Origin of the sequence: Mesorhizobium sp. M1A.T.Ca.IN.004.03.1.1 (assembly GCF_003997555.1) — a bacterium.
Lineage (GTDB): Bacteria > Pseudomonadota > Alphaproteobacteria > Rhizobiales > Rhizobiaceae > Mesorhizobium.
Genome location: NZ_RZTV01000181.1, coordinates 1 through 291, shown reverse-complemented (window position 1 = coordinate 291; position 291 = coordinate 1). Strand labels below are relative to the sequence as shown.

General features: G+C 58.8%; 1 protein-coding gene. It reads right to left on the bottom strand.

What is annotated here, in order from left to right; translation table 11 throughout:
* Positions 1-30 precede the first annotated feature (30 nt).
* Positions 31-291, bottom strand: a 261-nt coding sequence (locus tag EOD29_RS31235) for a phosphoribosyltransferase family protein (RefSeq protein ID WP_281059239.1), incomplete at its 5' end; no start/stop codon positions are given.

Below are 291 nucleotides of genomic sequence, written 5' to 3'. Positions count from 1 at the left end.
CGATTCCGATTTAAGGAATTATGCAGTAGCTCAGGCGTCCCCGGTCACCACGCCGACGAAGGGCAGTTCGCGAAAGGCATAGGCGACATCCATGCCGTAGCCGACGACAAAATAGTCAGGGCATTCGAAGCCGACATAATCAGCCTCCAGCTTTTCCTTGCGCTTGACGCGCTTGTCGAGCAGCACGGCGATCGTGACGTTGCGCGCGCCACGTTCGAAGAGCAACTCCTTGGCAAAGAGCAGCGTCCGGCCGGATTCGAGGATATCGTCGATCAGCAGGACGTCGCGGCC